At 71.8% G+C, this 7040-nt stretch carries 9 protein-coding genes and 1 tRNA gene; 5 read left to right on the plus strand and 5 right to left on the minus strand.

Going from position 1 to position 7040, the window contains the following annotated elements:
• The first annotated feature begins 60 nt into the window (after positions 1–60).
• The 5 genes from moaC to AB0D48_RS22445 all read left to right on the plus strand — a co-directional run bounded on the left by moaC (position 61) and on the right by AB0D48_RS22445 (position 3102).
• Positions 61–540, plus strand: coding sequence for a cyclic pyranopterin monophosphate synthase MoaC (gene moaC, locus AB0D48_RS22425; RefSeq protein ID WP_045321795.1), 480 nt, complete (start codon positions 61–63; stop codon positions 538–540).
• Between the two features lie 32 nt (positions 541–572).
• A complete protein-coding gene (locus AB0D48_RS22430) occupies positions 573–1121 on the plus strand; it encodes a MogA/MoaB family molybdenum cofactor biosynthesis protein (protein ID WP_362399609.1) in 549 nt (182 codons plus the stop codon).
• A 17-nt stretch (positions 1122–1138) separates the two neighbouring features.
• Positions 1139–1738, plus strand: a complete 600-nt coding sequence (locus tag AB0D48_RS22435; protein WP_362399556.1) for a GNAT family protein — start codon at positions 1139–1141, stop codon at positions 1736–1738.
• A gap of 177 nt (positions 1739–1915) precedes the next feature.
• The gene (locus AB0D48_RS22440) at positions 1916–2950 is read left to right on the plus strand and encodes a hypothetical protein (RefSeq protein ID WP_362399559.1); all 1035 of its coding nucleotides are present in this window, start codon (positions 1916–1918) and stop codon (positions 2948–2950) included.
• 78 nt (positions 2951–3028) lie between these two features.
• Positions 3029–3102, plus strand: a tRNA-Ala gene (locus AB0D48_RS22445).
• A gap of 141 nt (positions 3103–3243) precedes the next feature.
• Here AB0D48_RS22445 and AB0D48_RS22450 read toward each other — a convergent pair.
• Genes AB0D48_RS22450 through AB0D48_RS22470 form a run of 5 tightly spaced genes read right to left on the minus strand, consistent with a single transcriptional unit; the run spans position 3244 to position 6885 of the window.
• On the minus strand, positions 3244–3885 hold the full coding sequence (locus AB0D48_RS22450; protein ID WP_362399562.1) for an SDR family oxidoreductase: 642 nt from the start codon (positions 3883–3885) through the stop codon (positions 3244–3246).
• Between the two features lie 36 nt (positions 3886–3921).
• On the minus strand, positions 3922–4905 hold the full coding sequence (locus AB0D48_RS22455; RefSeq protein WP_362399565.1) for an aldo/keto reductase: 984 nt from the start codon (positions 4903–4905) through the stop codon (positions 3922–3924).
• 28 nt (positions 4906–4933) lie between these two features.
• Positions 4934–5368 (minus strand): MaoC family dehydratase, encoded by a 435-nt coding sequence (locus tag AB0D48_RS22460; protein ID WP_362399568.1) that lies wholly within the window; start codon positions 5366–5368, stop codon positions 4934–4936.
• Between the two features lie 3 nt (positions 5369–5371).
• Positions 5372–5827: a MaoC family dehydratase N-terminal domain-containing protein gene (locus tag AB0D48_RS22465; protein ID WP_362399571.1), complete on the minus strand. Its 456-nt coding sequence runs from the start codon at positions 5825–5827 to the stop codon at positions 5372–5374.
• On the minus strand, positions 5827–6885 hold the full coding sequence (locus tag AB0D48_RS22470; RefSeq protein WP_362399574.1) for a hypothetical protein: 1059 nt from the start codon (positions 6883–6885) through the stop codon (positions 5827–5829). The genes AB0D48_RS22465 and AB0D48_RS22470 overlap by 1 nt, the downstream gene beginning before the upstream one ends.
• Between the last annotated feature and the right edge of the window lie 155 nt (positions 6886–7040).

Consider the following 7040-nt stretch of genomic DNA (forward strand, 5'->3'; position numbering starts at 1 on the left):
GCGGGTAGCGTGTGTCGCACCACACAGGCCCTCCCGGGGCCCAGAGCGGAGCGGCACAGCATGAGTACCGAGAGCAGGCTCACCCACATCGACGAGGCCGGTGCGGCCCGGATGGTCGACGTCTCCGCCAAGGACGTCACCACGCGCACGGCGCGGGCCAGCGGGCGGGTCCTCGTCTCCCCCCGGGTGATCGAGCTGCTGCGCGGCGAGGGCGTCCCCAAGGGCGATGCCCTCGCGACCGCGCGGATCGCCGGGATCATGGGTGCGAAGAAGACTCCCGACCTGATCCCGCTGTGCCACCCGCTGGCCGTGTCCGGTGTGAAGGTGGACCTGTCGGTCGCCGACGACGCCGTCGAGATCCTCGCCACGGTGAAGACGACCGACCGCACGGGCGTCGAGATGGAGGCCCTCACCGCCGTCGCGGTCGCCGGGCTCACCGTGATCGACATGGTGAAGGCCGTCGACAAGGGCGCGGTCATCACGGACGTCCGGGTGGAGGAGAAGACCGGCGGCAAGTCCGGCGACTGGACGCGCTCGTGAACGCCCCGCGCGGCGGCGAGGTGCACAGCCACGTGGCTCCCCGAACGGCTCCGGCGCAGGCCTCGGCGGCGGTGTCCGGGGGCCGGGCCCTCGTCGTCACGGCCTCGAACCGGGCCTCGCAGGGCGTGTACGCCGACAAGGGCGGCCCGCTGCTGGCCGAGGCGCTGGAGAAGCTCGGCTTCGCGGTGGACGGCCCCCGGGTCGTCCCCGACGGCGATCCCGTCGGGCAGGCGCTGCGCGAGGGCGTGGCCGCCGGGTACGACGTCATCCTGACCACCGGCGGGACCGGCATCTCGCCGACCGACCGGACCCCGGAGGCCACCGCGGAGGTGCTGGACTACGAGGTTCCGGGCATTCCGCAGGCCATCCGTGCCGAGGGGCTGGCCAAGGTGCCCACTGCGGCCCTGTCCCGGGGGCTGGCGGGCGTGGCCGGACGCACGCTGATCGTCAACCTGCCGGGTTCGACGGGCGGGGTGCGCGACGGGCTCGCCGTCCTGTCCCGGCTCCTCCCGCACGCCGTGGACCAGATCCGCGGCGGCGACCACCCCAGACCGGCGGACGCTCCGGGGAGCACGAGCTGAACGGCCCCTCCTGGCCGGTGGTCCTGAGGGACGGCGACGTCACGCTCCGGCCGATAAAACTGCGCGACCAGAAGGCTTGGCGCGAGGTCAACCGGCGCAACCGGGACTGGCTCCGGCCGTGGGAGGCGACGATTCCGCCGCCCGCGCCGTGGGGGCCGCTGATCCAGCGGCCGACGTACCGCCAGATGGTCCGTCACCTTCGGGCGGAGGCGAACGCGGGCCGGATGCTGCCCTTCGTCATCGAGTACCAGGGCCGCCTCGTCGGACAGCTCACGGTCGCCGGGATCACCTGGGGCTCGATGTGCGCGGGCCACGTCGGCTACTGGGTGGACCGCGACGTGGCGGGCCGCGGTGTGATGCCGACGGCGGTCGCGCTCGCGATCGACCACTGCTTCGGGAAGGTCGGGCTGCACCGGATCGAGGTGTGCATCCGCCCGGAGAACACGCCGAGCCGACGGGTCGTGGAGAAGCTGGGCCTCCGCGAGGAGGGGCTGCGGCCGCGCTACCTCCACATCGACGGGGCCTGGCGTGACCACCTCGTGTACGCGGTCACGGCGGAAGAGGTGCCGGAGGGGCTGCTGCGCCGCTGGCACCGGACACGGCAGGCGTCGAAATGACGGTGCCCACCGAAGCGATAAAGCGAATATCTGTTCGAATTACGAGCCTCACGGAACCGATTCGCCCATAACCTGATCCGAAGAATCACAAAAAAAGTCCGTGATATCAGCGAGATCGCGCGACACACCGGCCCAATTGGCCGATCCCCTCGCCCGCGCCCCTCTACGGTGTGAGGTGTGAGCAGCAGCGGCCTCATCTACGCAGTCATTGTCGGGGCCTGGGCCGCCTACTTGGTGCCCATGTGGCTCCGGAGGCAGGACGAGCTGAACGAAGCCCGTCCGACGGAACGCTTCTCCACTGCCATTCGGCTGCTTTCCGGCCGGGCGGGAATGGAGCGCCGTTACGCCAAGGGGCTGCGTGAGCGCGGTGACGAGCAGGCGGAGCCCCAGCCCCACGCGGACCCGGACGCCGCGACGGAAACGGTGAATTCCGTGGACGCCGACGCCCGGGCCGTTGTCGTGCCCCCGACCAGGGCGGAGCCGAGACCGGCCACCGCCGAGCGGGAGCAGCGCGCGGAGCGGGCCCGGCGCGAACAGCGCCTCCAGGTCCTCGCACGCCGCCGGCGCACGACCGCGCTCCTCTTCCTCGTCTTCACCCTCGGTGCGGTCGTCGCCGCGGTGGGCGGGCTGCAGTTCCTGTGGGCCCCCGCCGTGCCCGCCCTGCTGCTGAGCACGTACATCGTGCACCTGCGCGTGCAGGAGCGGCGGCGCTACGAGTTCACGATGGACCGGCGGCGCGCCGAGGCGGCCGCGCGGCAGCTGCGGGAGAACCGGCCGCGCCGCCACCACGCCGAGGACACCTCCGCCGCGGGCACCGAACCGGACCCTGCGCCACCGGTCTCCCCCCAGGAGGCCGGACGGCGCGCGCTGGTCGAGCAGACCGACCACGCCGAGTGGGTGGACCAGCAGCGCGAGCGTGAACGCGGCCCCGCCCGGGGTGACAGCTGGGAGCCGGTCCCGGTCCCGCTGCCCACGTACGTGACGGCCCCGGTCGCCCCGCGCGCGACGGGCCCGGCGACTCCGGACGCGTGGAGCTCGACCCGCTCCAGCACGGCCGAGCCGACGGAGCCGCGCCTGCGCGCCCAGCCCGCGGCCCCGAAGCCGGAGCCGAAGACCCCGAGCCCCCCGCGCCCGCGCGGCCGCGAGCGCGGCCGTACTCCGCTGTTCGACCAGTACGAGAGCGACGACCGGCCGCGGGCCGCGAACGAGTGATCGGTGACCTGCGCGGACGCTCCCGGATACCGGTTTTGGAGCACCCGCGCGGGGATGCTAATGTTTCACACGTCGCAAGGGCCTGTGGCGCAGTCTGGTAGCGCACCTCGTTCGCATCGAGGGGGTCTGGGGTTCAAATCCCCACAGGTCCACAGACGACAGTTCACGGGTTGCTCCCGAGAACGTCACGAGATCCCGTCCGGTCGAAAGACCGGGCGGGATCTCGGCGTTTGCGGGGGACCGCGGTCCTTGCCGTCCCGCGGTCGGCCTCCGTTGTTTCAGCCTTGAACGGCTCAGGGGCGGTTGAGGGAGCCGAGGGCCTCGCGGATGGGGCGTTCTCCGGAGGCGACCTCCAGCATGCGGTCGTGCGTGGCGGTGGCGTCCAGGCACTCCACGGCGACCGCGGCGAGGTCGGCGCGGGTGAGGGAGCCCTCCGGGACCCGTTCGCCGACGGTGACCAGTCCCGCGGCCGGGCCGTCCGTGAGCCAGGGCGGACGGACGACGGTCCACGTCATCCCCGAGGCGGCGAGGTGGGTGTCCGCGGCGTGCTTGGCCTGGCCGGTGGCGCGCAGGTAGACCGGCACCCGGCCGCTCTCCCCGCTGCCCATCATCGACACCTGGATCCAGCGCTTCACACCGAGGGCCGCGCCGGCGTCGATGGCGGCGATGACGCCTGCCCGGTCGACCAGGTCCGCCTGCCTCTTCATCATGCTGCTCGTGGCGGCGGCGTTGATGACGGCGTCGGTCCCGGCGAAGACCGCCGCGAAGCGGTCCGGATCGGACGAGGTCAGGTCGAAGGCCACGACGTCGCAGTCGAGCCCCGCGGCGTTCTTCCGTTTGCGGACGGCGGCGCGTACGGAGTGCCCCCGGGCAAGGAGCTGTTCGACCACGATGCGCCCGGTGCCGCCCGTGGCGCCGAGGACGGTGATGTTCATGAGTGCTGCTTTCGGAAGAGGGTCGGAGACCGCACGTCAGAGGTTGACGACGGCCATGCGGGGAGGGTCGTAGCGCTCGCCGACGACGGCCCCGGCCGGGACCGATTCCTCGATCAGTGCGAGGTGGTCGCCGGTGAGGGACAGATCGGCGGCGGAGAGGTTCTCGCGCAGGTAAGTGCGCCGCTTGGTCCCGGGGATGGGGACGATGTCGGGCGCCTTGTTGAGCAGCCAGGCGAGTGCGAGCTGCGCCGGGGTGGCTCCGAGCCGTACCGCCAGGCCGCGCAGCCGGTTCACCAGCGCGAGATTGGTGGCGAGGCTGCTCTCCTGGAAGCGAGGGGCGAAGCGGCGTACGTCGTCGGCGGGGAACTGGTCCGGGCCGGTGACGGTGCCGGTGAGCAGCCCGCGTCCCATGGGGGCGTAGGCGACGAGTCCGATGCCCAGCTCGCGCAGGGTGGGCAGGAGCTCGGTTTCGATGTCACGGGTGAAGAGCGAGTACTCGTACTGGCCCGCCGCGACCGGGTGTACGGCGTGGGCCCGGCGCACGGTGGAGGGGGCCGCCTCGGAGATCCCCAGGTGCCGGACCTTTCCGGCGGCCACCAGCTCGGACATCGCGCCCCAGGTCTCCTCGATGGGGACGGAGGGGTCGACGCGGTGCTGGTAGTACAGGTCGATGTGGTCGACTCCAAGACGCTGGAGCGAGGCGTCGCAGGCGGCCCGGACGTACTCGGGCCGGCCGTTGACTCCCTTCACGGTGCCGTCCGGAAGGCGTTCGATGCCGAACTTGGTGGCCAGGACCACGTCGTCGCGGCGGTTGGACACCGCCTGCCCGACGAGGCGTTCGCCCCGGAACGGGCCGTACATGTCGGCCGTGTCCAGCAGGGTGACGCCGCGGTCGAGCGCGTGGTGGATCGTTGCGGTCGACTCGGTGTCGTCCCCCGGGCCGTAGTGGTCGCTCATGCCCATGCAGCCCAGGCCGAGGGCTGAGACTTCGAGGCGGTCGGCGAGCCGACGCTGTTGCATGGTGCTCCGTTCAGTGGTGTGTTCCGTCTCAGGCAAGGCGCACCACGGCACGAGCCATACCGAGGACCTTGTGGCCGCGGCTCGTGGCCGTGATGTCGACCCGTACGGTGCGCGCCTCGTCGTCGAGCTTCTCCGCGGCCGTGGCCCGCACCTCTATCAGCGCGCCCGTGGCGTCGTCGGGGACGACGACGGGTTTGGTGAAGCGCACGGCGTAGGAGACGAGGGCACCTGGATCGCCGGTCCAGTCGGTGACGACGCGTGCGGCCTCGGCCATCGTGAACATCCCGTGCGCGATGACGTCGGGCAGGCCCACTTCGGCCGCGAACCGGGTGTTCCAGTGGATGGGGTTGAAGTCTCCGGAGGCGCCCGCGTAGCGGACGAGGGTGCCGCGCTGCACCTGGAAGGTCCGGCGGGGCAGTTCGGTGCCCGCCTCGACGTCCGCGTAGCGGATCTTGGAACGCACGGTCTACTCCTTCTCGTCGGTCGCGCGCGAGACGAGCTTGGTCCAGGAGGTCACCACGTGCTCGCCGGCCCCGTCGTGGACGTCGCCGCGGATCTCCACGACGTCGTTCCCGGCCAGGGTCCCGACCGACTCGACGGTCGAGGTGACCGTGAGGGAGTCACCGGCCCGCACGGGCCGGGTGTACTCGAACCGCTGCGCGCTGTGGACCACCCGGCTGTAGTCGAAGCCGAGTTCAGGGTCGTCGACGATGCGCCGCACGTCCTTGAAGGTGAGGACGAACGCGAAGGTCGGCGGCGCGATCACGTCGGGGTGGCCGAGCGCCCTGGCCGCCTCCGCTTCGGTGTATACGGGGTGGAGGTCCCCCACCGCCTCGGCGAACTCGCGGATCTTCTCCCGGCCCACTTCGTAGGGGGCGGTGGGCAGATGGCTCCGTCCCTCGAAGCCCAGGTCGAGCGCCATCAGAAGCGGCGCAGGGCGAAGCCGTCGCGGGTCTGCGCGCCACCGCTGCCGAAGAGGATGTGGACGTTGCTGCTGAGGACGTACGCGCCCGAGGGGGTGAGGGTGACGGTCGTCGGGGCGGGCTCGGGGGAGACGGTCTTGCTCACGATCCCGGCGCTGCGCCAGCCGTCCGAGGAGCGGAGCTTGAACAGGCCGTCGATGCCGTTCGACCGGATGGTGTTGGTTGCCGCGTAGAGGGTGCCGTCCGGTCCGAGCGCGATGCCGTCGGCGCCGGGGATGCGCTCCTCGAGGCTGATCTCGCGGAAGTTCCCCGGGTTGCTCAGGGGGATCCTGAACAGGGCACCCGAGTCGTACCGGACCACGATGAGCGCGCCCGAGGGGTGGTACACGATGCCGTTGACACCGACGTTGGGCAGGCCGTTCGCGTAGCCGGCGTCCAGGGCCGGGGCCTGCAGGAAGACGGAGCCGGTGCCGGAGGGGGTCACCTTGTAGATCGTGCCGGTGAACGAGTCGGTGGCGTAGGCGTTGCCCTGGGGGTCGAGGGCCAGGTCGTTGGCGAGGTGCAGGCCGGGCGACTGGCTGAGCTCGACGCGCTTCTCCAGTGCGCCGGTGGTCAGGTTGAAGATGGCGACGCCGCCGTAACGGCCCCGGGTCTCGGGGGTGGAGCCGTCGCTGAGCAGTGCGTTCGGGCCGGCGTAGACGTCGCCGTAGGTGGCCAGCAGGCGGTTGCGGGCCGCGTCGACGCGGATCCCGCCGGTGGCGATCAGGCTGGGGTCGCTGACGAGGGTGTGGGGTATGCCGTCGGCTCCGACCACGGAGATCGTGCCGTGGCGCAGGGAGCCGATCAGGAAGGCCTTGCGGGTCGGGTCCCAGGTGAAGCCCTCCGGGTGGATGGCCTCTCCGGGTCCCTGGATCAGGGCGGGCAGTGCGGTGGTGGCCGCGGCGGCGGGTGCGTTCTGCTCGGCGTGCGCGGCGGTGGCGATGGGCACCAGCAGCGCGGCGGCGGTCGCGAGGGCCAGGAGGCCGGGGAGAACGGCCTTGCGGGAGTGAATGGGCATGATGCTCCTATGAATGGGACCGGCGGGGTGGTGCGGCGCCGGGGATACGAGCCGGACGGTGACGTCAGTCCTTGATCTCGCAGATGGTGGCGCCGGAGGTGAGGGAGGCGCCGACTTCGGCGGTGAGGCCGACGATGGTGCCGGAGCGGTGTGCG

The organism is Streptomyces sp. NPDC048269, assembly GCF_040652395.1.
In the GTDB taxonomy this organism is placed as follows: domain Bacteria; phylum Actinomycetota; class Actinomycetes; order Streptomycetales; family Streptomycetaceae; genus Streptomyces.

What these genes read in the sequence shown, in the direction of transcription:
- AB0D48_RS22470 (WP_362399574.1), bottom strand. Translation starts at nt 6,885, where the DNA reads ATGCCCATTCACTCCCGCAAGGCCGTTCTCCCCGGCCTCCTGGCCCTC.
- AB0D48_RS22455 (WP_362399565.1), bottom strand. Translation starts at nt 4,905, where the DNA reads ATGCAACAGCGTCGGCTCGCCGACCGCCTCGAAGTCTCAGCCCTCGGC.
- moaC (WP_045321795.1), top strand. Translation starts at nt 61, where the DNA reads ATGAGTACCGAGAGCAGGCTCACCCACATCGACGAGGCCGGTGCGGCC.
- AB0D48_RS22450 (WP_362399562.1), bottom strand. Translation starts at nt 3,885, where the DNA reads ATGAACATCACCGTCCTCGGCGCCACGGGCGGCACCGGGCGCATCGTG.
- AB0D48_RS22465 (WP_362399571.1), bottom strand. Translation starts at nt 5,827, where the DNA reads ATGGCGCTCGACCTGGGCTTCGAGGGACGGAGCCATCTGCCCACCGCC.